We start from the raw sequence: 26,151 nt of genomic DNA, 5'->3' as shown, positions 1-26,151 counted from the left end.
AACGTCGTGACAAAAGCAGACATCGTCGATAACATTGCAGCTGCCACCGGATTGACCAAGGTGGAGACGGAAGCCGTCGTGGACGGTTTTCTCGCTACGGTCAGCCAGGCGCTCAAGGACGGCCATTCCATCGAGATTCGTGGCTTTGGCAGCTTCAAGGTGAAAAAGCGCAAGGCGCGCATGGCGAGAAACCCGCGAACCGGCGAGGAAGTGTTCGTAGATGAACACTATGTGCCAATTTTCAAGGTTTCAAAGGAACTGCGTTCCGGTGTTGATCAAAACCTGAAAGCGAAGGAATAATGTCGGCAGAAAAAACAACCTGTCCCACCTGCGGCTCCGTCGTGGATGCCGGTCAGCGCTCCTGCGACATCTGTGGCGAAGACCTCGTGGCAGCAGCGGAGCGCAGGGAGAGCGCCTCAAAGCAGCAGGCTGTCAGGCAAGAGGCGGCCGAGGAGCAAAGGGCTGAGGAACAGCAGAAGGCTGAGGAACAGCAGAATGAAGACGCTCCCGCGCGAAAAACTGCATCTGCCCCTGCAACCCCGGGTAAACCCAAAAAAGCCTCTGCAGGAAAGAAGCAGCGTCCGAAAGGCAGTGCACAAAGCGGCAGTGCTTCTTCCACCGCCCACTCGCTCTTCACGACCACGCAGTGGATCGTGCTATGTGTGGCATCGTTCGTTCTCGGTGGTGTGATCACTGCAAGCGTACTCCCGACGGGTGACGCTCCTCTGGCTCAGCAGGCGACTTCCGGACAGTCCACCGGCGATGCACCTGCCCAGCAGCAGCCGCAGATCGATTTCGCCCGCCTCGAGGAAATGCGGAAATTCATCGATGAGAACCCGGAAGACGACGAAGCGCGTCTGCGATACGCGAATGATCTGCACGACGCAAAGCTGCTTGATCAAGCGATCGCGCAGTACAAATCGTATCTGGAGCGCAATCCCCATAACCCGGATGCAAGAGTTGATCTCGGAATTTGTTATTTTGAAGAGCGAAACTACTCCGCTGCCATCGCGGAAATGGAACGCGCGGTTGCGGACGCTCCCGAGCATCAGCTCGGGAATTACAATCTCGGTATTGTGAACCTGAACGCCGGGAACCTCGATGAGGCCCGCAAATGGTTCACCAGGGCGCGGGATATTGATCCCACGTCACAGTACGGCATCAATGCCGGTGAGCTGCTGAAAACGCAGTTCGAAAAAGCAGAGTAATCATAAGACCTAACTCTTTTTTGTTTCATCGAATTCTTGAATTGGAGGTATGCCCATGCCTTGCGGCAAGAAAAGAAAGCGCCACAAAATGGCGACGCACAAGCGCAAGAAGCGTCTGCGTAAGAATCGGCATAAGAAGAAAAGCCGCTAGATATTGACCTATGGATAGACTCTGGTCTCCCTGGAGATCGCAGTACATTCAATCTTTTGGAACCGCCGAGGAAGACAGGGGCTGCGTATTCTGCGAAGCCCTTGCTTCCGACAGCGATGACCAACGTTATCTCGTGAAGCGCCATAGGCATTGCTTCACGATGCTGAATCTGTATCCGTACAACAGCGGACATCTCCTGATCATCCCGAACCGGCACACTTCCTCCTATCTTGAACTCGAGGATGCCGCCTACCGGGAAATGCATGAGGTGATACGTGACTGGCTGCGTGTGTTCGCGTCTGTGATGCATCCACAGGGTTTCAATTTCGGTTCGAACATCGGCCGTGTCGGTGGAGCCGGAATCGATTCCCACATTCACATGCACATCGTCCCTCGCTGGAACGGCGATGCGAACTTCATGCCGGTGATCGCGGATACAAAAGTTATTTCCGAGTCCATGGAAGACACCATGCATAAACTGCGCGAGGGCTTTGATGCCCTGGAAACGCGGTTCTCGGATCCAGTCTGATTTTTTGAAATCCAGAACAGGAAGGAGCACCTATGGCTGACAACGGGTCACGTAATCTCCTCCTCGGTTTCCTCTCCGGCGCTCTCGTCGGTGGAGTATTCGCGCTGCTCTATGCCCCGAAAAGCGGCAAAGAATTGCGCGGAGAGCTCGCCGTGAAAGGCGGTAAGGTTGCAGAGGATGTCGAGGGCTATCTCGCCGATGCCCAGGAGAAAGCAAAGACGATCATCAACGAAGGCAAGGAAAAATCTGCCGCACTCATCACTGATGCGAAGAAAAAGGCCGATTCCCTTCTTCAGGATGCCGAAACGATACTCGGCGGCGCAAAACAGCGGGTCAGCACCGAAGGCGACCGGCTGAAAACAGCGGTCAAGGCCGGCGTGGATGCCTACAAAGACGAACGCGACAAGGGTCAGCAAGCACCCCAGAGCTGAGCCTTCATGTAAGACTTAACGGAAAGCACCATGGCCACATTACAGGACGTACTATATCTCCTCCTGACCGCCGGTTCCATTGTGCTCGTCTGTGTTCTGATCGTTGTTGCCCTGCGCATTTCCCGTCTCGTGCTGCGACTGGGTGAAGATGTCCGACGTATCACTGATGAGACCGTTCCGGCGCTCAAACGCGTGCAGCAGGTAACTGATCGAACTGATGAGGCGTTGACGGTAGTCACCGACAACCGGGCAGCGGTATCCAATGCCGTCGAGAATCTGCGCAAGGTCACGGAGAACATTTACCGTCTCGAGAATATCCTGCAGGAGCAGGTAGAACCTACCGTCACCGGACTCGCCCAGCGCCTGGCCGGGTTACGCAGGGGCATCGATACATTTCTGGAAACATGGCGAAAGCGGCGTTGAGCAGCAACGATAACACCCGGGTGAGGAAGCGGGATTCACAGACCGTCCTTTTGCTGCGTACCATGCGCATCAGGCAGTGGACGAAGAACGTGTTCGTCCTCTCCCCCCTCCTGTTCTCACGGCATCTGTTTGATCTGCATGTCGTGCAATACGCCGTCGCCGGTTTTTTCCTTTTTTCCATGATTGCCAGCGCGATTTACGTCCTCAATGATATTGTTGACGCAAAGATCGACCGCGAGCATCCGGTCAAACGGTTGCGTCCCATTGCGTCCGGCGATCTGAATGTGCGCGTGGCGGGCATCACGGTTGCGATTCTTGTCCCCGTCACACTCGGCATTGCCTGGGCGGTCCACAGCGGTTTCGCTATCGTTCTCGCCTCATATTTCACGCTGAACGTCGTATACTCCTACACGCTGAAGAAAGCAGTGATTATTGACGTCATGACCATTGCGGCGTCCTTCGTGCTGCGTATCGTGGCCGGTGCCGTGATTATTGACGTCCCCATTTCCGAATGGCTGCTGATCTGCACATCCTTGCTCGCGCTCTTTCTCGGGTTCAGCAAGCGCCGGCACGAGATCACTATTCTCGAAAAAGATGCCCACGTGCATCGTCCCGTATTGCAGGAATACAGCACGTATTTCCTCGATCAGATGATTTCTCTCGTCACGGCATCGACGCTCATCTGCTACATCCTCTACACTGTGGCCGACGAAACAGTCATGAAGTTCGGAAAAGGACTGCTGTTCACGGCACCATTCGTACTCTACGGGTTGTTCCGGTATTACTACCTGGTGCATCAGAAACACACCGGCGGCGATCCGACTTCCGAATTCCTCAGCGACAAACCGCTGCTGGCTAACGTGATGCTCTGGGCAGCCAGCATCATTGTCATTATCTACCTGACCTGAAAGAAGACCAATCATGAAAAGCAAAGTTGCCGTACTGCACACAACACCTGAGACGGTGATTGAAGACCATATCCGCCTGATGGAAATGGCCGGAATGCAGGAAGCTCTCGACCCATCCTCCACCACGATACTGAAAGACAATATCAGCTGGCATTTCCCGTTTCCCGGGGCAAATACCACGCCGTGGCAGATGGAGTCCGTCGTGCAGGGGCTGCGGAAGCACGATTACAAGGACATCACCTGCGTCCAGAACAAAACGGTTGTCACGGATGCGTTCAAGGGTGAAGATCTGAACGGGTACGTCCCCATCTTCAAGGAGTACGACATCCCCGTGCTCTTCAATTTCAAAGATGAGGACATGAAATGGGTCAAATACGAGCCGAAAGCCGATATGCTCGTACTTCCCAAAATCTACCCTGAAGGGATCTATATCCCGGATTATTTTTTCGGCAAAAACATCGTGCACCTTCCGACGGTGAAATGCCACATCTATACGACGACGACAGGCGCGATGAAAAATGCGTTTGGCGGACTCCTCAACACCAAGCGTCACTATACGCATTCCTGGATTCATGAAACGCTGGTCGACCTGCTGGCGATTCAGAAGGAAATTCACAGTGGCGTGTTTGCGGTGATGGACGGTACGACAGCCGGAAACGGTCCCGGTCCGCGTACCATGTTCCCCGAAATCAAAAACGTTATTCTCGCCAGTGCAGATCAGGTTGCCATCGACGCAGTCGCGGCGAAAATGATGGGTTTCGATCCGCTCAGTGATCTGAAATACGTGCGCCTGGCACATGATCGGGGACTCGGTAACGGCGACGTACGCGAGATAGAAATCGTCGGTGATGATATCAGCAATGTGAACTGGGGCTTCCAGGTCGGTGACAACGGCGCGAGTCGCGTTGGTGACCTCCTGTGGTTCGGTCCCTTGAAAGGCATTCAGAAGCTCTTCTTCCACACCCCACTGGTGCATATGTTCGTCGCCGGTTCAGAAGTCTATCACGACTACTACCGTTGGCCAATCAAAGACAGTAAAGTGTTTGAGGAATGGAAGAAAAACACAGCCTGGGGAAAGCTGTTCGAACAGTATCATCAGCATGGCGTGTATCCGACCGCAAACGCCGGATAACACGCAACGGAAGTGCTAGTTCATTGCAAGGGTGAAGGTAAACGTACTGCCTTCACCCTTTTTTGATTCGACGCGCAAGTCCTGTCCATGCAGCGCGATCAGCTCTCTGCAGAGAATCAATCCCAACCCTGATCCCTTCTCTTTCTCCGTCCCCGGCGTACTTCTCGTCTGCGTTATATCGAACAGGTCCTTCACACGCTTCTCATCCATCCCCACCCCGCTATCCTGCACGGAGACATAGAGTTTCCTTTCACCCGTCCGCGGCATGAGCGTGACGCTGATGCTTCCACCGCGCGGAGTGTACTTGATTGCGTTTGAAATCAAATTGCGCAGCACGGTAGACACCATGTTACGATCAGCCTGCACAAGCTGTGAAGACGTATCCACATTGAGTGTCACATCTTTCTGTTCAGCCTGGGAACGGAGCAAACGGTACGTTCTCTCAACGATGGATGCGATATCGACATCCTCCGGATTGTACTGAATCGTACCGAGCTGAATCCGCGACCACTCGAGCAGATTCTCGAGCAGCACATACACACCCTTGCCCGTATGCTGCATTTCCCGGAAGAGCGTTCGCACATCCTCGAGATCCAGGTCGTGCAGGTTCTCCGATACATATTCGGCAATACTCATGAAGCTGCCGAGGGGACCCCGCAGGTCGTGGGCGATGATGGAGAAGAACTTATCCTTGTCCCTGATGGTCTTCTGCAGTTCCTCTCTCGAAAACCGGAGCGCCAGATGCGTGGAAACACGTGCAAGCAACTCCAGCCTGTTGAAGGGCTTTGTCACGTAGTCAACCGCCCCGAGCGAGAAGCCTTTGACAACATCCTCGGTATCGGTGCGTGCCGTCAGAAAGATGACGGGAATTTCTTTCGTACGCTCGTCCGCTTTCAACCGACGACAGGTCTCGAAGCCATCCATTTCCGGCATCATGATGTCCAGAAGAATGAGATCAGGCTGCGTATCAATTGCGATTGAAATTGCCTGCTTGCCACTCATCGCTGCCGAGATGTCATAGTCCTCTTCCCGGAGAAAATTTCCGAGGACTTGAAGATTCTTTGATACATCATCAACGATGAGCAGAAGAGGGCGACTGCGCTTCATGTGGAATCCAGGAAATGCTTGGAGATCAGGCGTTCTGGCACTGTGCCGCGAGATTTTCCAGAAGATCGGGAAATTTCTCTAATGTACGCGGGATGTGTTCCATATCAAAGCGTTTGACCTGTGCGAGTAGTGTGCCGCTCCACTCCACAAGCGGGGTATACGCAAATGAGGACGCTGCATCGTGGACATGCTGGGCGAACTGTTCCATTTGCTGAATGTGATAGCTGCGCGAGACGTCCTGCCAGAGGGGAAGATCCTCGTGCCGAAGCTGCTGCAGGAACGCTGAAAGCTCGAGACGGCGCGGCTCGGAAATCGTTTCCTCAGTGTGCTCCGCGGAATCCGGCTGCCGACTGTTGTCTTGCGTACTATCCATTGCTGTCACCTGTCGCACATCTTCTGTATACACTGTCGCGGGTCGCGCCGACGCAGCATCGCGCTCCGCATCCCCCTCACGCCTTGCTTCCTGTTCCGCCTCTTCCTCGGGGAAACGGATATCTGGTATACGTATACGAAACGTCGATCCCTGTCCTACTTTACTCTGTAATTGAATGCTTCCCTGCATGATGTCGATCAGCCTGCGCGTGATCGCAAGTCCCAGTCCCGACCCACGAGCATCGGCCAGACGGGCGCGCTTTGCCTGACGGAAAGGCTCAAACACGATTTCCTGTTGTGCGGGCGGGATACCTATTCCGGTATCCGACACGGTCATGACCAGCGTAAAGCTCTCACGCGTTCTGTCCGTCTGTGACACATGCACGGTTATCCCGCCCTCATCGGTGTACTTGACGGCATTGCCGATCAGGTTGAAGAGAATCTGCCGCGTGCGCAGTTCGTCGATATACATTGTCTGAGGCAGCTGTTCATCGACACGGACCTCAAAGTGCAGATCCTTCCGCTGAAACTGGAATTCGAAAACGGTCTGAATCTCATGCAACAGTGCCCTGAGGTCCACCGCATCGAACTCCAGTTCGAGCCTGCCCGCTTCGATCTTCGACAGGTCAAGGATATCGTTGATCAGACGCAGAAGGCTGTTGCCCGACAGCTCGATGCTGTGGAGCTGATCTTTCAACTCGGGGTCCTCAATTCTGTCAGAGAGCAGCTCGGTGTAGCCGAGGATCGCGTTCATCGGTGTACGTATCTCATGGCTGAGATGCGCGAGGAATTCCGTTTTCGTTGCATTTGCCCTGTACGCTTCCGCCTCCGCCCGTTTCCTTTCCTCGATCTCCTGCAGCAGGGATGCATTCGAATGGCGCAGTTCCGCTGTGCGATCCTCCACGGTTTTCGTCAACTGCACTTCCTGTTTCCGAATAATACTCAGCCGCCAGCGAAGAATCAGCAGCGCAATACCAAGGACGAGAACACCGACGAGCAGGCGAAACCACCAGCTGCCCCAGAACGGCGGGAGAACGGTGATGGCAACCTGCACCCCTTCGTTGTTCCAGATACCGTCATTGTTTGATCCGAGAATGTGCAGCGTGTATTCCCCGGGAGACAGGGCGACGAAGGTAATTTGCCTGTTGTGTCCTGCCTCCATCCATCCTTCGTGAACACCGTCCATCCGGTATCGGTACTGGTTTTTTTCTGACCTGTAGAAACTCAGTGCCGCGTATTCGAAACTGATGGTCTCGCCAGTGTACTGGAATTCCAGGGAGTATTCTCCTTCGGCGTTCTGCGCGAGCTGTACCTCCTTTCCTCCGATGTGGCAGTTGGTAATCTGCACGGGTGGAATAAAGGGATTGCGACGAATCTGCTTCGGATGGAAGAAAGTCAATCCGTTGACGCCACCGAAAAACATTTCGCCGTTCGCCGCTTCAAAATATGCCGAGCTGTTGAATTCGTTTCCCTGCAATCCATCACTGACGTCATATGTGCTTATCACACCCCGGTACGGATGAAATACTACAAGTCCTTCATTCGTGCTCAGCCACAGCAGCCCCTGCTCGTCCTGAAGGATACCGTAGATGACTTCATTCGGGAAATTGTCGAGCCGATTGAAATGCCTGAAAGTGGTACTCTGCCGGTCCATACGATTGAGACCGAGTGAGGTACCGATCCACAGCACGCCGCGGATATCTTCATATATCGAATACACCCTGTTGCTGCTCAGTGAGGTTCGATCTCCATCTCGATGGACGAAGCGAGTGAAGTCCTCCGTCACCGGATCGAAGAGTCCGAGTCCGCCACGCTCCGATCCGATCCAGAGAAAACCATTGCTGTCCCGGTAAAGGGTTGAGATTCCGCCGGAGTTTATACTGTGCGGATTCTGTGGATCATGGATGTAATGCGTGAAGCGCCCCGTTCCAGTCTGATACCGTGACATTCCGATATCAGTTGCTATGTAGAGGTTCCCGGCATCATCAGCGATCATGTCATACACACTGAATCCGCGGAGCGCATGACTGTCGTCCGCATATCCTGCGGGTACTCTGCGGACACGGCGGGAACGCAGATCGAGATGGAATAATCCGCCTCCCTCCGAACCAACATAGAGCCCGCCATCAGGATCAGACGGATCAGGACAGAAACAATGCGCGTTTGCCCGGGAGTACTGCGCCGCGGCCTCCCCACTTTCCGACCGATAGCCGAGGTCAACGACACTGATAAGGCCGGTTTTCCTGTCCCAGCGGTTCAGACCACCGTACCCACCGAGCCAGAGAACGGAATCACCCTCCTCCCAGATTCCACGGTAGCTTCTTATTGTCATTGCGGAAGGATTTTTTACGTGCGTCCTGAGCAGATGAAAATCCTTTGAAGCCGGTGAGGTGAATTGAAGTCCTTTCCCGTTGGTACCGACCCAGATATTTCCGATACGGTCTTCGAGGAGAGTGAGGATGCCAATGTCACCGAAGTGATACTGCGCTTCCTGCCCTGACTTCAGAAACTCCCACCGCCCCTTCCTGAGATGATAGACCACAATGCCGTGGTCTTCGGTCCCGATCCAGAGACGTTGATTGGAATCAACCATGAGTGCGCGTGCAAACAGCGGGTTTGACCCTTCGGGACGACTGGGAATATCGAGGGACGAGATGTTTCCTGTTTCGCGATCGATGCGGAACACCCCGAATCCTGTCGTCGCAACCCATAGCTGGTTTTCTTCATCTGTGGCAAGATCGAGAATACCGTCGGCAGGTCCCAGTCCGCTCCCCGGTACGGGAAGTCGGAAATGTTTGAAACTGCCATTCAGGATATCGAAAAGGTACACGATGTTTCCGTGCCCCCCGATCCACAGGTGGTTGCGATCAGCTGCCTGAATGACGTGTATACTATTTGTCAGCAGTGCGCTGCCGCTGGTATTTGAACCAAGGAAATGCTGGACGGAACTGTCCGCTGGATTGTAGGCAAACAACCCTTCGCCGTCCGTACCGATCCACAACACACCACGGCTGTCAAAACACAATGTCCGTATAATGCGTCCGGCTTCACTGAGTCCTTCGGGAAGCGCATAAGGAAGCCTGTGCACGCGCCGGCTCTGCGGATCATAACGGTGCAGTCCCCCACCTTCCGTCCCGATCCATATCTGTCCGAGAGAATCCTCGACAAGTGCCGAAATAGCATTGTCGCCAAGCGAATTCACGTTGTCGGACTCATTCCGGAACTGCACGAAGGTATACCCGTCGTAGCGGTTGAGTCCATCCTTGGTCCCGAACCACATGAATCCGGAATGGTCATGCAGCATTGCGGTGACAACACCCTGCGACAGACCGTCTTCGACGGTCAGCCGCTCGAAGCGCATGTGTCCCACATCCTGCCCGCGCAGCGAAGGTGCAAGGCACATGCCGAAGAGCAGGATGCACGCAGTTGCGTGCATGAGGTGATATCTGCCGGAACTGGTCATCTCAGGAACGCCGGACGACATACATCGTCCGGCATCCTCCTATACAATCAGACTTTTCATGAAATCACGTGCGGAATACTGCTCCGCACTGAAGATGATATCCTTTTTATTCTGCTGTGCGTCGGCCTGCAGCAGCTTGCCGGACAATGCGATGAATTTATTGTCGAGATCCTCTTCCGTCATGGGCTCTCTGGGATCGCCCTTGGGATACTCGAGGTATTCGGTGTATTCGTCCCCATCCGTGGTACGGATGACCACACGGGAAGGCTGCTTCGCCGGGAACATGCGTTCAAATTCCTCGGAAGCCTCACCCTTGATTTTGTCGATCACTTCCCAGATGCGCGGGTCTTTCAGTTTCTCGTCAGAGAAAGACTGCGTGGTAATCTTGTGATCGACCAGGCAAGCCGCAATGCAGTAAGGCAGGGAATGATCCGCCGTCTCACGGGAATCGGGACGATACTTGTGCGGATCGAAAAGAATGTCACAGGCACGTGCAATCGTGGTCACACGCACTTCCTCGATTTGCTCGTGACTGATGTTGTTTTCCGTTACAAGCTTGAGAACGCAACTGAGATGCGTATGCGTTAACGCCTCCGTAGGGAATGCCTTCATGCTGCATTCGAGGATTTTCCATGAATCCCCGAGACCACCCAGCAGCTTGTCCATATCCCAGTCGGGACCGTACACATCCATCAGTCCTTCCTTCCCTTCAAACACCGCTTCGGTGCCGCTGTATCCCTTCTGGGCCATGAGTGCAGCGAACACACCAGCCTGCACTGCCATGGGGTCCACCGTGTTTTTCATCATTGTCAGTTTGCCGGCGGTGGGACAACCAATGGTGTGATTATGGCTGCCGTTGATGCCGATGGCATGGACCATCTGATCGACGTCGAGACCGAGCATTTTTCCGGCGACGATCGGCGAAACGAACTGCGTCAGAGTCGCATGATGCCATTTTCGCTCACGCACACCGGGAACGGCGAATTCACAGAGCCGCTGCTCGAACTCGTAGGCCAGGACGATGGCAGTTATCACACTCTTCATCGATGCGTTCACTTTTTCTCCGGCTGCCAGTGCAGCTGGAATAATGTCGGAAGGATGGCTGGGGTCTTCCTTCCAGTAAATGTCGTTGAAATCGAGCGCGCGTATCATCAGCGAATTGACCAGTGAAGCATTGACTGCCGGCATCTTGTCGCCGAATCCAATGACCGTGGCTTCTTCCGTGCCACCCATCTCCAGGTAAATGTCCCTGATGATACCGACATCCTTCGTATGCGACGATCCGTACGCGCAGCCGATGGAGTCATACAGGTAACGTTTGACCTCATGGATGACGGCTTCTGGAAGGTCTTCATACCGCAGTGCGACCGCGAATTCCGCAATCTGCCTTGAAACACTTTTTTCCATACATGTATCCTTACGTTGAATGATGATGCATGCTGCGGGTGTCAGCTGATAGCCGATTTCACCCAGGACTCGAGTCCCCCGGCAAGTATCAGTTCCTGCGCAGCGGGACCAACAGGATCAATGCCATAGCGTTTTCCGTCCGCCACGATCTCCGAACGCGAAAAATCCAGTTCCGCCTCGATCCCGGTGCGAACAGTCGGCGCATCCGTACCAAATCGGCTGCGCAGCTCGGCCACCAGTCCCGGAGCTTCCACAACCAGAAAGCCGTTGTTGATGGCATTGCGTTTGTAAGTTTCACTGAACGAACCGGCAACGACGAGACGGATGCCGCGATGCATGAGTGCGGTCGCAGCCTGCTCACGTGAACTGCCGGTGCCGAAATTGAATCCCCCAATGAGGATATCACCTTCTCTGGCCAGTTCCTGGAAGGCCGGATCGTAGTTCTCCATCGCGACTTCCGCTTGCTGACTGGCCGTGAAGTCGTCGATATACGTGTATTTGCCGGGATAGATACCGTCGGTATTCAGATTGTCCTGATGACAGTACAGAAGTTCTCCCCTGATGACAGCAGGAAAGCCATCCACGATCACGGTTTCGCTGTCGCCGGCCGATGGTCGTTCATTGGTGAGCATCGTGGCTTCGGGTGCGACACTGTCGTAATCCACCGGCGCCGCGATGACACCCGCGATCGCTGAAGCGGCGACCACCGACGGCGACGCCAGGTAGGCCTCCGCTTCTTTCGATCCCATGCGGCCCTTGAAATTCCGGTTGGTCGCCGAAATGCCCACTTCGCCATCCTTCAGCAGTCCCATACCGAGTCCGATACAGGGACCACAACCCGGAGGCAGCGGAATTGCCCCTGCATCAAGAAGCGCCTGCCAGTCTCCGCGATCCTCGCTGGCTGCCTGCACCTCACTTGACGCTGCGGCAATATAAAATTCGACGCCTTCCGCCACATGCTTGCCACGCACGACGGACGCGGCTTCGGCGATATCCTCGACACGGCTGTTGACACAGGATACGAGATACGCCTTGTTGACGGGCAGCTGCCGCTGCTTCATCTCTGCAATGGATGTCATGGTTTTCACGTGATTGGGACCGGAGACGTGGGGACGCACGGTTGCCAGGTTCAACGTGATTTCACGCGAATAGAAGGCGTTCTCATCCGCGGTTATCCGGTATGCCTCCAGTGCGTCGATCCGCGCATTATTCATGCGGGGATGCGACCCGTTACCATCCTCATCCGAAGGGACTCCCTCGAGTCCACGTGCCGCAACAAACGCCGCACGCTGTCGCAGCCAGGCAATTGTTCGCTCGTCAACGGGAAATACGCCTGCGAGTGCACCCCATTCCGTCGTCATGTTTGCGATGGTCAGGCGCTGATCCACGGAAAGTGATGCGACTCCTTCGCCCGTGAATTCTATCGCGTGGTTGAGCACTTCATCGTTGTTGAAGAGTCCGCAAAGCGTGATGATGACATCCTTGCCGGTGACTCCTGCGGGCAGCGCACCATGCAGCTGCACGCGAGCCACGGGTGGCACTTTCCACCAGGTGCGTCCCGTAGCCCAGATTGCCGCGGCATCAGTGCGCACGATGGGCGTACCGAGGCAGCCGAGTCCCCCGTACATGTTGCTGTGACTGTCCGACGCGACGACCATGCTGCCGGGCCAGGCGTATCCCTCTTCGCACATGATCTGGTGTCCGATACCGCGTCCGGCAGGATAAAAGTCGATCCCCATCTCACGGGCAAAGGCTTCGATATTGCGGTATTTCTGCAGGTTTTTCTCGCTGGTATCCTGCACGTTGTGATCGAGCGTGCTGACGACCTGCCGTGGATTCGCAATGCGAGCCGCGCCGATGCTCCGGAATTTCGGGATCACCGCACCTGTGTTGTCATGCGTCATGACGTGTGCGGGACGAATATAAATGTAATCCCCGCTGCGCACCTGCTGCGATCCAGAGTCGACGGTGTGCAGTTGGGCGATTTTTTCAATGAGATTCTGCGCCATTGCTGAGTGCTCCGTGAAAAACAACAGTACTGCGGTTACTTCACAAGTTCAAAATCGATAAAATCAGCGTGATGAAAGACGATACTTTCAGGCAGCCGTTTTTCTCCTGCACCCTCTTTGGAGTGCGTTGCGATAATGTGCATGACCTCGGAAGGCAATCCGTGCTTGAACGCAAGTCCGACCCCACTGAACGGGTGCCGGATATGCTTGCCATAGTCCGATTTCACAGGTGCGCCGTCCACAAGGTCGTACTCGAGCAGTTTCCCGACATCTGCCAGCAGGGCGCCGGCGATGAGGTAATCCCTGTTGATCGGCGTTTTCTTCTCACCATGCACTTCAGTGAGTATATCGTCACAGGCTATACACATTCTGCATACGGCACGGACATGGTCAATGAATGCGATCGAGACATTGTCGGCCAGCAGGGTAAACGGGATACTGCGCAGCAGCTCTTCCGTCCACCCGCGAAAATCGATCGCCTCCTGCCAGCATGCGTGGACCTTCGCCCGGAGGGCTTCATCTCGAATGTCCTCGATTTCAGGGAGAAGTCTGACAACCAGATCACTCATGATAACCTCTCAAGTTTCTTGTATTGTAACGATGAATACATCTCAATGCGACAGACGCGGGTCCGCCTCGATCACAACGATCACAAAGCGTGCGGGACCATGAATTCCCGTTACCAGCACCTTTTCAATGTCTGCCGTCTTGCTCGGTCCGCCCACCAGTGTCACCGCGCTGTGTCCCTGCGCATGCGTCATTGATCGCAGCAACGGTGCCGCATGATGCAGGGAAGGCAGAATGCGCTGCGCGGGGAGGAGAGCGATATGCATCTCTGGCAGCAGGGTCATCGAACGGCTCTCCACCGCATGCGAACGGATGAGCACGGCACCGGAATCCGCGATACCTGCGACCGCCATATCCAATCCTGCATCCATGGCAGCCAAACGCGCCTTCCATCCGGTACCCGACTGCGTTTCCTTCAAATCCGCAACATCAACGGTGTGAAGTGAACGGAAGTGCGCGCTCAGCAATTGCGCCAGTCCCGATGCATCGAAAGAAGGATCGGAGGAAAGCACAAGTGAGGCCAGACCGCTCAGGACATTCTCCAGAGCTTCCGGAACATCTTCCAGGGTTTGCGCATGCACGACCTCGGCACCTGCTTCGCCAGCGCGCTGTGCGAAGAGCTCGGCGTCCCCGGTCGATGCCGCGATACTGCTTTCCCGCAGGGAATTATGCAGTTTCTGCATATTTTCGTCGGCCCCGGAGCTGGCGGTATGCTCGAGCATGCGCTGGAAGATGCGATCACGCGCGTTCACGGTGCTGCCTCCAGAGCTGTTTGAATGATTTGTCGGGCAATTGCGGGAAACTCCGTTCCCGGCTCCAGACAGGCAATGACGGACCTTCATCTTTTCTGCTGATCAGTGGCGCGAATACGCGTGCCAGGCGACCTGCCAGATCGAAAAGCCAGCTGCGACGCGAAACCGCGAGGAAGAGACGCATGGCCATGCGCTCCGTCCATTTCGTGTATCCGTGACCGACGATGCGCTTTCTCCACCAGAGCAGATGGTGATGGATGTCGATGCGCACGGGACAGATTTCGGCGCAGGCACCGCAGAGCGATGAGGCAAACGGCAGGGCTTTCGAGCGCTGTTCTCCCCTGTACACCGGAGTGATGATGCTGCCGATGGGACCCGAATACACGCTTCCGTAGCCATGTCCGCCGATCTTCTGATAGACGGGACAGACGTTCATGCAGGCCCCGCATCGGATGCAGTACAGCGATTCGCGTTGATGCGGTTCTGCCAGCATCCGTGAGCGGCCATTGTCGAGGATGACGATATGCAGCTCTTCCGGACCGTCGAGTTCCGCGTCCTTTGCAGGACCAGTAATGAGGGATGTATAGCAGGTGATGCGCTGTCCCGTCGCACTGCGTCCGAGAAGATTCAGGAAAAGACCCAGACTCTCGAAGTCAGGGACGATTTTCTCCATTCCCATGACGGCAATATGCCGTCGCGGCAAACTCATGCTCAGACGTGCATTTCCTTCATTCTCCACGATGCAGATACTGCCACTTTCGGCAACGGCGAAGTTCACGCCCGAAATCCCCACACCCGCCTGCAGAAAATCCTCACGCAGAATTTTACGCGCGATAGCTGTCAATTCTTCAGGGTCGTCTGTGAAAGGAATGCCGAGCTGTTCGGCAAACAGCTGTCCGATTTCACCGCGGGATTTGTGCAGGGCCGGTGCCGTGATATGCGAAGGTGGCTCCTTGGCGAGCTGCACAATGTATTCCCCGAGATCCGTTTCGACCGTACGGAGTCCGCGCGCTTCGAGTGCCGGCGTCAATTCGATCTCCTCGGTGGTCATGGACTTGCTCTTGACGACGAGACGCTCTCCGGTCTCCTCGGCGAGGTCGCAGACGATACGTGAGGCTTCGGCAGCTGTTTCCGCGTAATGCACATGTGCTCCGGCCGCTGTTGCGCGCTCTTCAAAACGCGCGAGGTATTCGGGCAGATGCTGCATGACATGCTTTTTGATTTCATGCCCCTGCGTCCGGAGAAATTCCCAGTCAGGAAAATCCTCAACGACAGCCGCACGCTTGCCGAGTGAGGTCCACGTCGCTCGCCGGACATTGCCACGCAGCGTTTTGTCATGGATGCGCTCCTGAACAAGCACCTTCAGATTTTCGGGCTGGATGGGTGTCTGATAACTCATGCGGCTTCCCCACCCAGAATGTCGGCAATATGAATGCAGCGCGCGCTGCTGCCCCTGCGTCTGAGCATGCCATCGATCTGCATGAGACAACTCGAATCCACTCCCGTCACCCATTCCGCTCCGCTGCGCTCGATGGACTCCAGTTTTTCCTCTGTCATCGCGGTACTGACATCGGCGAATTTCACTGCGAAGGTTCCCCCGAAACCGCAGCACACCTCCGCCCTGTCCATTTCCACGAGTTGAAGTCCCTTCACCCTGCGCAACAGGCGTCGTGGCTGTTCCTTGACGTGCAATTCACGAAGCGCATGACAGGAATCATGCACCGTCACGCGACCCTCGAAGCTGGCATTCAGATCCTCACAATGCAGCACATCCACGAGAAATGATGTGAATTCGTGCAGCCGGGCGCGCACGCGCTCCGCCTTCTCCCGGTATGGCGCACTGAGTTCGAGCAGATCGCCGTAAAACGCTTTCACCATCGTGGTGCAGGATCCCGAAGGGGCAACAATGGCATCCGATCCGTCACCATCAAAAATGTCCAGGAAGCGCTCCGCGAGTGTGCGCGCTTCCTCATGATAGCCAGTGTTGAACGCCGGCTGTCCGCAGCAGGTCTGCTTTTCGTCATATTGCACATCCACACCGGCACGTTCGAGAACGCGCAGCATATTCATCCCTGAATAGGGATAGAGCTGATCGGTGATGCAGGGGATAAAAAGCGAGACCTTCACTGCTTCCTCGTGTGCTGGTGTTCAGGGCGTAACATAGCACAAAAAACACAAATGCCGAAGTTCGGCACCGGTATCAGCAGTTCAATCCCAGGGACGGATCAGTGTTCGTTGAGACGCTGACCGAGTTTTTTCAAAAGCGCCGCGAGTGTCGCCTGCTCTTCGCTGTCGAGCACGTCAGCGATCTCGGCGATGCGCTTCGCATGCGTCGGAAAGATTTTACCGATCATCGTCTTTCCTTTTTCGGTCAACTCCACGATGACGGCTCTCCGATCTTCATCCGAGTGCCTGCGATGCACCAGACCCTCTTTCTCGAGATTGTCGACGACGCAGGTCATGTTCCCCCCGCTGACGAGCATTTTCCGCGAAAGTTCACCGATAGTCATCGGTCCGCGATGCAGCAGACACTCGAGTGCACCGAACTGCGGCTGTGTCAGTCCGTAACTGCGGATATCCTTGACCGACTCCCGGTTGAACGTGGCGTACGCGCGTGCAAGCTTGATCCACATGCCCAGCGCTTCGTCTTCCCTGTTTCCGTATTTCTTTGCGTTCTTCAAATATTTCAAATTTGAATATTTTGCAACAAAAATCGCCAGTTTTTTTCCCAATGTCAATGCAGAGTTGCGTTGTTTCATATTGAAGGTCGTATATATTTTGCTTCATGGACACCATCAAGGAGAATGTTGACGCCGTACTCGATGAACTTCGCCGCAGCGGCGACAAGACGAATCTCGAGGGCATGGCACGTTTCGGCATCAATACCGAGAAAGCATTCGGGAATTCCATGCCCTCCATCCGGGCGCTGGCAAAGGTTGTCGGCAGGCAGCATGCGCTTGCGCTTGCACTCTGGGACACCGGCGTGCACGACGCCAGACTGCTTTGCGCATTCTGTGATGATCCCGCCCTCGTAACCCCTGAGCAGATGGACAGCTGGGCGGCTGATTTCGATTCATGGGATGTGACGGACCAGGTATGCAACAATCTCTTTCGGAAAACGCCGTTTGCCCAGGAGAAGATTCTCGCCTGGCATACGCGGGAAGAGGAATTTGTCCGTCGTTCCGCCTTCGCGCTGCTTGCCAGCCTTGCCGTTCATGCGAAGGACGTCCCAGACAGCCAATTTGAATCCTGGCTGCAGCTCATCGAGTCGGCAGCTGATGACGACCGGAACTTCGTCAAGAAAGCAGTGAACTGGGCACTGCGTCAGATAGGCAAGCGCAACCTGGCGCTGCACGCAAGAGCGATCACCTGTGCAGAGGGACTGGCGGCACGTGATTCGCGACCGGCCCGGTGGATCGCCCGCGATGCGCTGCGTGAACTGCATAAACCTGAAATTATTGCGCGTTTAGAGAAAAAATCCATACGCTGAAATACGACAGACAGCACTCCATGCATAGATTTTCCACGTTGATTTTCCTTTTCCTTCTCTGCCAGCCTCTGGCGGCGCAGGATTTTCCTGAACTCATTGTTCGTGTTCAGAATGCGCCCGAACAGCGGCGGCAGTTCATGGTCGACAGCTTTCTGACCGTCGTACCGGCTTTCCCGCTCATCGTGAATGACACGACGGTGTATCGCGTATACCTGGACGCAGATGCGCAGGAAGTCGCTCTTGCTGGGGACGGAAACAACTGGAATCCGGAGGCCTCCCCCCTCACCAGGCTGTCGACAACTTCTCTCTGGTATCGCAGCGACACATTTGAAGCTGATGCGCGACTCGACTACAGTTTCGTCATCAACAAGGAAGTGTGGGACACCGATCCCCTGAATCCTTACACCGCCCCGGGCGAAATCGGTCCCATTTCCGAACTGCGTATGCCGGCATATATCCCTCCGGCTGAAATCTATCCCCAGGCAGGGGTGCCAGAGGGCATCCTGATCAGAAGGACTTTTGCAAGTACACTGCTGCAGAATACACGGGAGGGACGTGTGTATCTGCCTGCCGGGTATGACAGCCTCGGCGGAGAGTATCCTGTCATCCTCTTCCACGACGGCATTCATTACATCGACCTTGCCCATGCAACCACAGTACTCGACAATCTCATATATGAGAGACGCATCCCGCCCTGCATTGCCGTTTTCCTTCCGCCGGTGAATCGCAACGCGGAATATGCGGGAAATCAGATCGATGATTTTTCCCGTTTCGTGATCGAAGAAGTCATGGCCACCGTGGACAGGGATTACAGCACGAGAAAGGACGCAGAAGCCCGCGCAGTCGTCGGCTGCTCGTCGAACGGCGGCAATGTCGCATTGTATATCGCCATGAAATACCCTGATGTGTTCGGCAAGGTCGCGGCGCAGTCGAGTTATGTCCTTCCCGAGATTTTCACACGGTTCTCGGACGGACCCCAGCTGGCGCTGCGCCTGTATCTCGACCTTGGTACCTATGATATTCCCGTGTTACGCAGCAAGGTGCTCAATTTCCTGCAGGTGCTCGAAAACGGTCAGTATGAATACAACTTCAGGGAATTTCACGAGGGACACAGCTGGGGAAACTGGCGCGCCCATATCGATCTCGCATTGGAGTACCTGTTCGGCGATGTCGTCGACGCGCAGTCGCCCCCGGCAACAGTCGCATCGACTCTGCACATCCGAAGTGTAGCGCCGCATCCGCTGCACGCAACCGGTTCGGTGACGCTGGAACTCGCGGAATATTCCCACGTGCAACTGGCGTTGTGGGACATTTCAGGAAAGCGCATTCAGACGCTGTGGGATGGCGAGCTGGAAGCGGGCATGCAGAGTATTGCCGTACACACCGCGAAACTACCGGCAGGAGCATATTTCCTGTCGGCAACCTCCGGAGCATCCACGACTATGCAGCGCATCATCGTGCGCTGACCTTCCCCCTCCCCGTATTCAACCTTCAGATCGGCATGATTCGCCCGCTGTCAGAGCGGGATGTTGCCGTGCTTTTTCCGCGGATTGGAATCGGCCTTGTCTTCGAGGATATCGAGCGCGCGTATGATGCGGGGACGCGTTTCCATCGGCTCGAAGACGTCGTCGATATATCCACGCTCCGCCGCGACGAAAGGATTCGCGAACTTCTCCCTGTACTCATTGATCTTCTCTTCGAGTGCGGCCTCGGGGTCCTTCGATGCGGTAATGTCCTTTCGGAAAATGATCTCTACCGCGCCCTTGGGTCCCATCACGGCGATTTCCGCCGATGGCCAGGCAAAATTGAAATCCCCTCGAATATGCTTTGAGTTCATCACGTCATAAGCTCCGCCGTAAGCCTTCCGCGTGATGATGGTGATTTTCGGAACGGTGGCCTCGGCGAAGGCATACAGGAGTTTGGCCCCGTGCTTGATAATACCACGCCATTCCTGCTCGGTCCCTGGCAGAAAACCGGGCACATCCTCGAAAACGACGAGTGGAATATTGAAGCAGTCGCAGAAACGCACGAAACGTGCGGCCTTGAGCGATGCGTCGATATCGAGCACGCCGGCGAGCACGGCAGGCTGATTCGCCACAATACCGACCGAGCGTCCATCATAGCGTGCGAAGCCCACGACGATGTTGGCGGCATAGCTTTCCTGCACTTCCATGAAATCCCCGTCATCCACGGTCATACGGATGACTTCCTTGATGTCATAGGGCTTGTTCGGATTGTCGGGCACGATGGTATTGAGCCCTTCGTCCATACGATCCGGGGTATCCGTAGCCGGCACGCGGGGGGCGCAGGACATATTATTCTGCGGAACGAAGCTCATCAGCCGACGCAGCTGCGTCAACGTCTGCACTTCATTTTCATGCGTAAAGTGCGCGACACCGCTTTTGCCTGCGTGCGTCATGGCACCACCAAGATCTTCAGAGGTAACATCCTCATGCGTGACCGTTTTGACCACGTTGGGTCCCGTGACAAACATGTAGCTGCTCTGCTCCACCATGAAGATGAAGTCGGTGATGGCAGGAGAATACACGGCGCCGCCGGCACAGGGACCGAGCACCGCGCTGATCTGCGGAATCACGCCGGAAGCGAGGGTGTTGCGAAGAAAGATATCGGCATACCCGCCGAGACTGACCACGCCTTCCTGAATGCGCGCGCCGCCCGAGTCATTGAGTCCGATTACCGGCGCACCGACTTTCATCGCCATATCCATAATCTTGCAGATCTTCTCCGCATGCGCTTCCGAAAGCGAGCCGCCGAAGACGGTAAAATCCTGACTGAAGACGAAGACCAGGCGTCCGTCAATGCGTCCTGTACCCGTGACCACGCCGTCGCCGAGATAATGCTGCTTGTCGAGTCCGAAGTCGTGGGACCGATGCCTGACGAAGGCGTCGATTTCCTCGAAACTGCCGCGATCAAGAAGGATTTCCAGCCGCTCACGCGCGGTAAATTTCCCCTTGTCGTGCTGCGCCTTGACCCGTTTTTCTCCGCCACCCTGGCGGGACATCTCCCGCAGTTCATGCAGACGTTTGCGATTTTCTTCGGACATGCGTGTTTTCTCCGTTTTATTCTGACTGCAGCCGCTTCTGCTCTTCCGCTGCACGCAATTCGCGATCGAACAGCGTCTCGAAGGAAGATTCCAGTGCGGTGACCGTGTCTTCGGTATGTTCGATTTCCGACATGAGAGAATCGAGCTGCGCATTCATCTCATCCGGTTCCTTCATCGTGATGGCCTGCTCCTTGAGCAGCTGCATCAATTCTTCAAGCGTACTGAGCTGTGCGGCGAGCACCTCGCGATCGCCATCAGCCTTCGTGAGCTTTTCGCGGCGCTGCTGCAGGATACTGAGCTGCTTTTCCTTGATCGTTCTGACACGTTCATCATCCTGCGCCATTTCATCCTGCAGTGAGCGGATACGACCTTCGAGCTCCGTGGCGCTGTGCTCGGCGAGATGTTTCGTGTAGTTGGATTCGGTGATGAGCATCCGCAGGTAACGCAGCAGCATGTCATCGAGTCTGCCGGAAAGCTGCTCGAGATAGTTGCGGCTTGCGTCGTTGTAGCGGGCATAATTCTCGCGGATGCTGACTGCCGTCTGCCGCAGGGTTCTGTAGCGCTGCTGCTGTGAGTCGGGCAGCTTGCGCAGCATTTCCTTCGCCCTGTTTTCCCCCTCTTCGACGAGGCGCTGTTCATCTTTTGCATCCACGCGACGCCGCCACGCGGGCAGCATCGGTGCAACGGTCACAAACCCTGCTTCGAGTCCGAGTCCGATAAACAGCGGAATCGGATTCATCGATACCAGGCTGATGGCGCCGAATCCGGCAAGCGTCAGCAGACCGACAGGATTGCGCAACGCCCTGACAAAATAGCTGCCGTAGGATCCCATGGATAGTGTCCTGTGAGTTGAAATCACGGAATTGCAAAAATATAGGCAAATGCGTGTGGCACCGCAAACGCGGGAGGGAAAAGCGAGTATGCATTGCATTGAACAGCGCAATTCACGTACTTTTCTGCCACTACTGTCGCACCTTTCGCATCCGGTACCATTGCCATCACTTGACAAATTCATCATACGCGGCGGAAATCGTCTCCAGGGATCCGTGACGATATCCGGAGCAAAAAACGCCTCCCTCGCACTGATGCCTGCGGCATTACTGACGAGTGGACGCTGCCGCCTTGCCAACACGCCTCGCCTGCGTGATATTTCAACCATGTCGCAGCTGCTCGAAACGATGGGCGTAGAGATCCGCCATCCGGGCACGACGATCGAACTCGACACCAGCAGGGTGCACAGCCACGAAGCGCCGTATGAGATGGTGAAGAAAATGCGTGCGTCCTTCTACGTGCTGGGTCCCCTTCTCGGCCGCTACGGACACGCGCGTGTTTCCTATCCCGGCGGCTGTGCCTGGGGTCCGAGACCCGTCGACCTGCATCTCAAGGCCATGGAGGCGCTGGGTGCAGAAATCAGCATCGAAGGCGGCTATGTCATCGCACAGGCGCGCGCGCTGCAGGGTACAGAAATCGACTTTGAAATTTCCAGCGTCGGCGCAACGGGTAATGCCCTGATGGCGGCGGTGCTGGCGAAAGGACAATCCGTACTCCGCAATGCTGCCGTCGAGCCGGAAATCACACAGCTGGCGTCCTTCCTCGTCCGCATGGGTGCCCGCATCGACGGAATCGGCAGTAACTGCCTGACCGTCGAAGGCGTCGACGAACTGCATCCCGCGGACGACAGCAATATCCCCGATCGTATTGAAGCAGGGACTTTCCTGGCTGCCACTGCCGCAACCGGAGGAGAGGTCACGCTCGAGAACGTACAGCATGAACATCTTTCCGTACCGCTCGACATGCTGCGACAGGCTGGATGCGAAATCGCGGTCACCGAAAACACCATCACCCTGCGCAGCGAAGGATCACTGCAGCCGGTTGACGCGACAACATCCATTTATCCCGGTTTCCCGACCGATATGCAGGCGCAGTGGATGGCGATGATGAGTACCGCCGGGGGAAGTTCGGTGGTGACCGATACGGTGTATTTCGACCGTTTCAACCACGTACCGGAACTTCAGCGCCTGGGCGCCCGTATCGATGTAACGAAAAACGTGGCCATCGTGCACGGGGTGGACCATCTTACCGGAGCAACCGTGATGTCGACAGATCTGCGCGCGAGCGCTTCCCTGATCATCGCAGGACTCATCGCACGCGGAAGCAGCGAAGTGCTTCGCGTCTATCACATCGACCGGGGATACGAGGCCATCGAATTGAAATTGAGAAATCTCGGCGCCGACATACAGCGCGTCGACAGTGAGGACTACTGATCATGCGTCCGACAAGACTACAGGCATCGCGGCAAAACCGGCGCAGCGCGTTTTTCTTTCGCCGCGGCAAACTCCCGCTTTTCCTCACTCTGCTGTTCTGCAGCATGACACTGCAGGCGCAGGAGCATCCGTTCTATATCAGCTTCTACTATGCACCGCCACCTGCGGGACTCTCCAATGCCGCACCGGTATACCAGGGACTCGCCGTCAGTACCGATCTCGGCGAGAGCTGGATGAATCGCGGGTGGATCACAAGTGCCGTCAACGCCATTGCCGTTGATCCTGCAAACAGTGCGCATGTGCTGCTGGGCAGCGATTATGGGGTGCTTGAAAGCGGCAACGCGGGCGAGGATTGGAAACTGATCAGCGGATGGGATATGCCGGCGGTGCTCGACATTGAAATGGACGCTACCGGCATCTGGGCTGCAACGACGGAAGGGATATTCCTCTCCAAAGACGGCGGCGCAAGCTGGAACACTTCCAATGCAGGACTCTCTACACCTGACGGCACCTATGTCACGCAGCTCCTCCGCGTACCGGGCAGCATGCTCATTGCGACCAACGACGGCGTGTATCGGTCGGCGGACAAGGGAGCGAGCTGGAGACGGAGCGGACTCGAATCGCAGCCGCTTTCCGGTTTGCAGGCGCACCCGAAGGATCCGACGCACCTGCTCGCCTGGAGCGAACAGGACGGGATATGGGTCAGTACGGATGGTGGCAGGTCGTGGACAAACCGCAACGAAGGTCTGCGCTTCCCCTCCGTCAAATGTGCCGTGTTCGACCCGCGCGACCGCAGCACCTTGCTTATTGGCACCCGCATCACCGGCGTCATGCGCAGCAGCGATCTCGGCAAGACATGGGAGTTCGCAAGCGGTGGATTGACAAACCTCAATATCAATGCATTGCTCTTTGATCCCCGGCAGCCGGACCGTGTCTACGCAGGCGCAGAAAACGGCTCATTCATTTCCGATTCCCGCGGCAAGACCTGGCAACCTTTTTCCATTCGTCTCGGATACGTCAGTGATCTGTGGATGCAGTAACATGAAAGCTAAAGCCCTTCTCTTCATACTCTTTCTCTCGATTGCTGCCACACAGCCCGTGGCCGCACAGCTTGATATCTCCGTGCGGCGTGACAGCATACGCACCTTCTTTACGACGGCTGACATCGACGCCAACTATCCTGCCGCGACGGCACGCGTTCTCGATACCGTACATCGTGAGGAAGGACTCGCAATGCTGGGTGCACTCACATCGAGTGTTTCGCCCGATGTCATTGAGCGCTTTCAGATGACGGCTTCGTACATCCATGTGCGGCCGCAACTCAGCGACAGCCTGCGGGAGCGTATCGAATCCATCTGGGAATTTTTCCCCATTCGTCCCCTGCAGGGCGAGCACGAGCGCGTCGCGTATTACACCGCGCTGTATCTCGCATCGACATACTTCAGTCCCGACGCACATTTTTTCAATGGAAAATCCCGGGAAGAAAATGTGCATGACGCACAGGATTTTCTTCTGAACTGGATACGCGAAAGCACCGAGAGAGGACAGCGGGAGTTCGACTCCCCCACCTACGCCAGCATGTTCTTCATGTCCATGCTTCTGCTGCGGGATTTCGCGCGAGACGAAGATCTCCGCCTGCGGGCTGAACTCATGGCGCAGTGGCTGCTGGCCGATTTTGCGCATGATTATCTCAACGGCAGTTACTGCGGCGCGCATTCGCGCGAGAAACGTGACCCGGCGACTCTCTCGCTTCCCGTCGCGAACGGGATGTCATCGATCGCCTGGCTGTATTTTGGAGATGGACCGAGGGTATACGGCCGCGCACAGTATTTCGCTCTGTTGAGCGATTTCCAGCCGCACCCTGCGATTGTCGAACTCGCCACCGTCCGCCGCGAACCGTATGAGAGCTGGGAGCGCAAGCGTCCCGCGAAACAGATTCGGAGCGGACTCGTACCTGTCGTCGACGATGTCGTCCGTTACACCTACATGGATCCACTGTACGCACTCGGCTCCATCCCGGGCGGAAAAGTGCAGGCGCGCGAGCAGCACAGCTGGGATGTAACATGGATCCCTGAAGATCCGACCAGCGCCGCGAATCTGTTCGTGATGCACCCGTGGTCCGACCCCGCCTCCCTGCTGCCGTTTCTTCCCCACAGCGATGAAATCGCGTTCCGCAATATCGGCCTGGTCGATCCGTACTACGATACCGTGACGAAAATGGTCGGGGGATCGCCATTCGAGGATGTCTTCCAGCACAGGAACACCCTCATTGCGCTTTATGACCTCGAGGAGGTGAAGCGCTTTCCGCTCATCATAGGCTACCTGCCCGCTGATCCCAGGGACATGCGTGTCGATACGCTCAAGTCAGGATGGATCAGTATCAATACGGGAGATGTGTACATCGGGATGTATCCGCTGAAGAAATTCCGTATCGCCGACAGCCAGGGGAAGCCGCTTTTCGTCTCGAATGAGCTGCGCAATGGCGTCATCGTTCAGGTGATCGGACGTAACGAAGCCGGTTCCTTCAAGAGTTTTATGCAGAAACTGCATAAAACCGTCATCGACACCTCTGCGTTCGACAGCGACATGCGCATCCGCTACACGACGATGGACGGAGAGAAACTCGATTTCACCTACCACGGCCAACGCACCGTCAATGGCAACACCATCGGCATGGCAAAGGATAAGCTCTTCGACAGTCCGCGACTCACCTCCGAGCTCGGCAGCGGCATGCTCACCATCCATGCCATCAATGGTGATGTGATTATAGACATGCATGCGCTGGAGATTCGCCAATCGCAGTAATCGACCGTTTTTTCTTGGATTTGCTTCTACGAGTGGAGATATTGCTGTAATAGCCGGATGCAGATTCCA

Annotated in this window: 23 protein-coding genes; 12 read left to right on the top strand and 11 right to left on the bottom strand. The window is 55.7% G+C overall.

Annotated elements, in window-relative coordinates; genetic code table 11:
- Window positions 1-6: 6 nt before the first annotated feature.
- From KQI65_05400 to KQI65_05370, 7 genes are all read left to right on the top strand, one after another.
- Window positions 7-300 (top strand): integration host factor subunit beta, encoded by a 294-nt coding sequence (locus KQI65_05400; GenBank protein MCB2204165.1) that lies wholly within the window; start codon window positions 7-9, stop codon window positions 298-300.
- On the top strand, window positions 300-1,208 hold the full coding sequence (locus KQI65_05395; GenBank protein ID MCB2204164.1) for a tetratricopeptide repeat protein: 909 nt from the start codon (window positions 300-302) through the stop codon (window positions 1,206-1,208). Before KQI65_05400 ends, KQI65_05395 begins: the two co-directional genes overlap by 1 nt.
- Before the next feature lie 161 nt (window positions 1,209-1,369).
- Entirely contained in the window at window positions 1,370-1,888 is a 519-nt protein-coding gene (locus KQI65_05390; GenBank protein ID MCB2204163.1) for an HIT domain-containing protein, read from the top strand.
- 32 nt (window positions 1,889-1,920) lie between these two features.
- Window positions 1,921-2,319, top strand: coding sequence for a YtxH domain-containing protein (locus tag KQI65_05385; protein ID MCB2204162.1), 399 nt, complete (start codon window positions 1,921-1,923; stop codon window positions 2,317-2,319).
- A 30-nt stretch (window positions 2,320-2,349) separates the two neighbouring features.
- Window positions 2,350-2,742 carry a DUF948 domain-containing protein gene (locus KQI65_05380; protein MCB2204161.1) on the top strand — a complete coding sequence of 131 codons (393 nt, stop codon included), beginning with the start codon at window positions 2,350-2,352 and terminating at the stop codon, window positions 2,740-2,742.
- Entirely contained in the window at window positions 2,724-3,650 is a 927-nt protein-coding gene (locus KQI65_05375; protein MCB2204160.1) for a decaprenyl-phosphate phosphoribosyltransferase, read from the top strand. The genes KQI65_05380 and KQI65_05375 overlap by 19 nt, the downstream gene beginning before the upstream one ends.
- Before the next feature lie 13 nt (window positions 3,651-3,663).
- Window positions 3,664-4,782 carry a DUF362 domain-containing protein gene (locus tag KQI65_05370; GenBank protein ID MCB2204159.1) on the top strand — a complete coding sequence of 373 codons (1,119 nt, stop codon included), beginning with the start codon at window positions 3,664-3,666 and terminating at the stop codon, window positions 4,780-4,782.
- Between the two features lie 15 nt (window positions 4,783-4,797).
- Here KQI65_05370 and KQI65_05365 read toward each other — a convergent pair whose 3' ends face one another.
- From KQI65_05365 to KQI65_05325, 9 genes are all read right to left on the bottom strand, one after another.
- Complete coding sequence (locus KQI65_05365) at window positions 4,798-5,889, bottom strand: hybrid sensor histidine kinase/response regulator (protein ID MCB2204158.1); 1,092 nt, start codon at window positions 5,887-5,889, stop codon at window positions 4,798-4,800.
- A 25-nt stretch (window positions 5,890-5,914) separates the two neighbouring features.
- On the bottom strand, window positions 5,915-9,697 hold the full coding sequence (locus KQI65_05360) for a hypothetical protein (GenBank protein ID MCB2204157.1): 3,783 nt from the start codon (window positions 9,695-9,697) through the stop codon (window positions 5,915-5,917).
- Between the two features lie 66 nt (window positions 9,698-9,763).
- Window positions 9,764-11,131, bottom strand: a complete 1,368-nt coding sequence (locus tag KQI65_05355; GenBank protein ID MCB2204156.1) for an MmgE/PrpD family protein — start codon at window positions 11,129-11,131, stop codon at window positions 9,764-9,766.
- Window positions 11,132-11,172: 41 nt separating this feature from the next.
- Entirely contained in the window at window positions 11,173-13,140 is a 1,968-nt protein-coding gene (lysF, locus tag KQI65_05350; protein MCB2204155.1) for a homoaconitase, read from the bottom strand.
- A gap of 35 nt (window positions 13,141-13,175) precedes the next feature.
- Window positions 13,176-13,709 carry an HD domain-containing protein gene (locus tag KQI65_05345; GenBank protein MCB2204154.1) on the bottom strand — a complete coding sequence of 178 codons (534 nt, stop codon included), beginning with the start codon at window positions 13,707-13,709 and terminating at the stop codon, window positions 13,176-13,178.
- A 42-nt stretch (window positions 13,710-13,751) separates the two neighbouring features.
- Window positions 13,752-14,459 carry an LUD domain-containing protein gene (locus tag KQI65_05340; GenBank protein MCB2204153.1) on the bottom strand — a complete coding sequence of 236 codons (708 nt, stop codon included), beginning with the start codon at window positions 14,457-14,459 and terminating at the stop codon, window positions 13,752-13,754.
- Complete coding sequence (locus tag KQI65_05335) at window positions 14,446-15,858, bottom strand: iron-sulfur cluster-binding protein (GenBank protein MCB2204152.1); 1,413 nt, start codon at window positions 15,856-15,858, stop codon at window positions 14,446-14,448. The genes KQI65_05340 and KQI65_05335 overlap by 14 nt, the downstream gene beginning before the upstream one ends.
- Window positions 15,855-16,586: a (Fe-S)-binding protein gene (locus KQI65_05330; protein MCB2204151.1), complete on the bottom strand. Its 732-nt coding sequence runs from the start codon at window positions 16,584-16,586 to the stop codon at window positions 15,855-15,857. Before KQI65_05330 ends, KQI65_05335 begins: the two co-directional genes overlap by 4 nt.
- Before the next feature lie 98 nt (window positions 16,587-16,684).
- The gene (locus KQI65_05325) at window positions 16,685-17,140 is read right to left on the bottom strand and encodes a MarR family transcriptional regulator (protein ID MCB2204150.1); all 456 of its coding nucleotides are present in this window, start codon (window positions 17,138-17,140) and stop codon (window positions 16,685-16,687) included.
- A 104-nt stretch (window positions 17,141-17,244) separates the two neighbouring features.
- Between KQI65_05325 and KQI65_05320 the strand changes: the two genes are divergently transcribed.
- Window positions 17,245-17,949: a DNA alkylation repair protein gene (locus KQI65_05320; protein MCB2204149.1), complete on the top strand. Its 705-nt coding sequence runs from the start codon at window positions 17,245-17,247 to the stop codon at window positions 17,947-17,949.
- Window positions 17,950-17,969: 20 nt separating this feature from the next.
- Window positions 17,970-19,415, top strand: coding sequence for a hypothetical protein (locus tag KQI65_05315; protein ID MCB2204148.1), 1,446 nt, complete (start codon window positions 17,970-17,972; stop codon window positions 19,413-19,415).
- A 50-nt stretch (window positions 19,416-19,465) separates the two neighbouring features.
- Here the strand turns inward: KQI65_05315 and KQI65_05310 are convergent, their stop codons facing one another.
- Window positions 19,466-21,013 (bottom strand): methylmalonyl-CoA carboxyltransferase, encoded by a 1,548-nt coding sequence (locus KQI65_05310; GenBank protein MCB2204147.1) that lies wholly within the window; start codon window positions 21,011-21,013, stop codon window positions 19,466-19,468.
- Window positions 21,014-21,029: 16 nt separating this feature from the next.
- Entirely contained in the window at window positions 21,030-21,845 is an 816-nt protein-coding gene (locus KQI65_05305) for a hypothetical protein (protein ID MCB2204146.1), read from the bottom strand.
- Window positions 21,846-21,933: 88 nt separating this feature from the next.
- On the opposite strand from KQI65_05305, the gene murA reads away from it, so the two are divergent.
- From murA to KQI65_05290, 3 genes are read left to right on the top strand one after another with little or no spacing between them, the layout of a single operon-like run.
- Complete coding sequence (gene murA / locus KQI65_05300) at window positions 21,934-23,277, top strand: UDP-N-acetylglucosamine 1-carboxyvinyltransferase (GenBank protein MCB2204145.1); 1,344 nt, start codon at window positions 21,934-21,936, stop codon at window positions 23,275-23,277.
- A 2-nt stretch (window positions 23,278-23,279) separates the two neighbouring features.
- Window positions 23,280-24,317 carry a hypothetical protein gene (locus tag KQI65_05295; protein MCB2204144.1) on the top strand — a complete coding sequence of 346 codons (1,038 nt, stop codon included), beginning with the start codon at window positions 23,280-23,282 and terminating at the stop codon, window positions 24,315-24,317.
- Between the two features lies 1 nt (window position 24,318).
- Entirely contained in the window at window positions 24,319-26,082 is a 1,764-nt protein-coding gene (locus tag KQI65_05290) for a hypothetical protein (GenBank protein MCB2204143.1), read from the top strand.
- Window positions 26,083-26,151: the final 69 nt, after the last annotated feature.

The sequence above is a fragment of the bacterium genome (assembly GCA_020444325.1).
GTDB lineage: Bacteria > Bacteroidota > Ignavibacteria > SZUA-365 > SZUA-365 > BM516.
The sequence above is the reverse complement of the archived record's forward strand: the minus strand, read 5'-3'. Positions and strand labels throughout refer to the sequence as shown.

Excerpts from the sequence above, each read along its gene's own strand:
- KQI65_05395 (MCB2204164.1), top strand. The coding sequence starts at position 300 with ATGTCGGCAGAAAAAACAACCTGTCCCACCTGCGGCTCCGTCGTGGAT.
- KQI65_05390 (MCB2204163.1), top strand. The coding sequence starts at position 1,370 with ATGGATAGACTCTGGTCTCCCTGGAGATCGCAGTACATTCAATCTTTT.
- KQI65_05385 (MCB2204162.1), top strand. The coding sequence starts at position 1,921 with ATGGCTGACAACGGGTCACGTAATCTCCTCCTCGGTTTCCTCTCCGGC.
- KQI65_05380 (MCB2204161.1), top strand. The coding sequence starts at position 2,350 with ATGGCCACATTACAGGACGTACTATATCTCCTCCTGACCGCCGGTTCC.
- KQI65_05375 (MCB2204160.1), top strand. The coding sequence starts at position 2,724 with ATGGCGAAAGCGGCGTTGAGCAGCAACGATAACACCCGGGTGAGGAAG.
- KQI65_05370 (MCB2204159.1), top strand. The coding sequence starts at position 3,664 with ATGAAAAGCAAAGTTGCCGTACTGCACACAACACCTGAGACGGTGATT.
- KQI65_05365 (MCB2204158.1), bottom strand. The coding sequence starts at position 5,889 with ATGAAGCGCAGTCGCCCTCTTCTGCTCATCGTTGATGATGTATCAAAG.
- KQI65_05360 (MCB2204157.1), bottom strand. The coding sequence starts at position 9,697 with ATGCACGCAACTGCGTGCATCCTGCTCTTCGGCATGTGCCTTGCACCT.
- KQI65_05355 (MCB2204156.1), bottom strand. The coding sequence starts at position 11,131 with ATGGAAAAAAGTGTTTCAAGGCAGATTGCGGAATTCGCGGTCGCACTG.
- lysF (MCB2204155.1), bottom strand. The coding sequence starts at position 13,140 with ATGGCGCAGAATCTCATTGAAAAAATCGCCCAACTGCACACCGTCGAC.
- KQI65_05345 (MCB2204154.1), bottom strand. The coding sequence starts at position 13,709 with ATGAGTGATCTGGTTGTCAGACTTCTCCCTGAAATCGAGGACATTCGA.
- KQI65_05335 (MCB2204152.1), bottom strand. The coding sequence starts at position 15,858 with ATGAGTTATCAGACACCCATCCAGCCCGAAAATCTGAAGGTGCTTGTT.
- KQI65_05320 (MCB2204149.1), top strand. The coding sequence starts at position 17,245 with ATGGACACCATCAAGGAGAATGTTGACGCCGTACTCGATGAACTTCGC.
- KQI65_05315 (MCB2204148.1), top strand. The coding sequence starts at position 17,970 with ATGCATAGATTTTCCACGTTGATTTTCCTTTTCCTTCTCTGCCAGCCT.
- KQI65_05310 (MCB2204147.1), bottom strand. The coding sequence starts at position 21,013 with ATGTCCGAAGAAAATCGCAAACGTCTGCATGAACTGCGGGAGATGTCC.
- KQI65_05305 (MCB2204146.1), bottom strand. The coding sequence starts at position 21,845 with ATGGGATCCTACGGCAGCTATTTTGTCAGGGCGTTGCGCAATCCTGTC.
- murA (MCB2204145.1), top strand. The coding sequence starts at position 21,934 with ATGCATTGCATTGAACAGCGCAATTCACGTACTTTTCTGCCACTACTG.
- KQI65_05295 (MCB2204144.1), top strand. The coding sequence starts at position 23,280 with ATGCGTCCGACAAGACTACAGGCATCGCGGCAAAACCGGCGCAGCGCG.
- KQI65_05290 (MCB2204143.1), top strand. The coding sequence starts at position 24,319 with ATGAAAGCTAAAGCCCTTCTCTTCATACTCTTTCTCTCGATTGCTGCC.